Below are 1,843 nucleotides of genomic sequence, written 5' to 3' on the forward strand. Positions count from 1 at the left end.
TTGTGCGCCCAGCATGGGCGCACTCCTGCGGGTGCAAGTCCCGCCGTAAGTTGATCACAGCGAACGAAGTGAAGCGCAACTGCGTGAGGGTGACCGAGCGTGGGAAGGAAGCGTGGAACGTAAGCTGCGAGCCGATGGACAAGAACTGGATAGGAGGCGCTGCCGAGCAGGGCGAGCGGGCAAGAAGCCGCGAAGCTCTCGTGATCAAGGCGAAGCGGTGTAAATCCGGCGGTTGTGCAGCGAAGGAGTGCGTCCTTACCTGGGGAGATCTCGCCTTGTGCCTGAAAGGGCGACGGCGCCGAGCCGGAGCGAGAAGTCAGCAGAGGCCGTAGTAGCCGCTGGTTGGGGCGAAGGGCCGAACGAGTAGGAGGGCCGAAGGCCGTGTCGCTCGGACGTGCAGTGCATCAGAAGCCTGGGGAACCGGGGCGCAATGCGGGAGGGCGAGGTGAAGCCGAGCCCGAAGCAGTGCGTGATGAAGCACGGACGGCGCGGCATGAAACCGGAAGCCCGGGGCGAGACGGCCTGCTTGCGCAGGTGCTCGCGAAAGCGAACATGGAGGCGGCGTGGAAACGCGTCAAATCCAATCGCGGCAGTGCTGGGGTGGATGGGTTGTCGATTGCCGAGACGGCGGAGTACCTGAGAATGCACTGGCCCCGGGTTCGGGAATCCTTGCTCGATGGCAGCTACCGGCCTCTGCCGGTGCGCCGCGTCCAGATCCCGAAGCTCGATGGCGGGGTGCGCGAACTGGGGATTCCGACGGTGACGGATCGGCTGATCCAGCAAGCCCTGCTGCAAGTCTTGCAGCCCAGGATTGATCCGACGTTCTCCGAGCACAGTTACGGCTTTCGTCCGGGACGCCGTGCGCACGATGCGGTGCTCGATGCACAGCGCTACGTGCAGGACGGCTACCGGGTGGTGGTCGATGTGGATCTGGAGAAGTTCTTCGACCGGGTCAATCACGACATCCTGATGGAACGCCTGGCGAGGCGAATCGACGATAAGGCCGTGCTGCGGCTGATTCGTCGTTACCTCGTGGCCGGGATCATGGATGGCGGGGTGGCCATGGCGCGCTACGAGGGGACGCCGCAAGGCGGACCGCTGTCGCCGCTGCTGGCCAATGTGCTGCTCGACGAGGTGGATCGGGAACTGGAGCGACGGGGCCACCGCTTCGTGCGCTACGCCGACGACTGCAACGTGTATGTACGCAGTCGCCGCGCGGGCGAACGGGTGCTGGCGGGCCTGACCAAGCGCTACGAACGACTCCATCTGAAGGTCAACGAGGTCAAGACGGCGGTGGCGCCTGCGACCGGTCGCAAGTTTCTGGGCTACGAGTTGTGGTGCAGTGCGGGTGACCGGATCAAGTGTGCTGTGGCCCGAAAGGCCCTGGCGACCTTCAGGCAACGCATCCGGCAACTCACACGTCGCTCGGGCGGGCGCAACCTGTCCGAGATTGCCGAACGGCTGCGGGCCTACATGCCGGGTTGGAAGGCGTACTTCCAGCTTGCGCAGACACCCAAGGTGTTCCGCGAACTCGACGAGTGGATCCGACACCGGCTGCGTGCCGTGCAGCTCAAGCATTGGCGTCGGGGCACGACGATTTACCGGGAGTTGAAAGCGATGGGCGCCTCGGACGAGGACGCCCGCAAGGTGGCGGCGAACAGTCGGTGCTGGTGGCGGAACAGCCGCATGCGACTGAATCGCGCGCTGCCGATCGCCTACTTTGACCGACTCGGCGTACCTCGGCTCTCATAACCTCAACGACTCGAACCGCCCGGTGCGGACCCGCATGCCGGGTGGTGTGGGAGGGGAACGGTCAGGTAGGCTGACCGCCCCTATCCCGATT

1 protein-coding gene is annotated in these 1,843 nt (G+C 64.9%); it reads left to right on the forward strand.

All coding sequences use genetic code 11. From position 1 onward, the window contains the following. Window positions 1–465 precede the first annotated feature (465 nt). Window positions 466–1,752 carry a group II intron reverse transcriptase/maturase gene (ltrA, locus tag ACMV5O_RS21245; RefSeq protein WP_416165304.1) on the forward strand — a complete coding sequence of 429 codons (1,287 nt, stop codon included), beginning with the start codon at window positions 466–468 and terminating at the stop codon, window positions 1,750–1,752. Window positions 1,753–1,843: the final 91 nt, after the last annotated feature.

The sequence above is a fragment of the Thauera sp. WH-1 genome (assembly GCF_047806685.1).
Taxonomy (GTDB): Bacteria; Pseudomonadota; Gammaproteobacteria; order Burkholderiales; family Rhodocyclaceae; genus Thauera.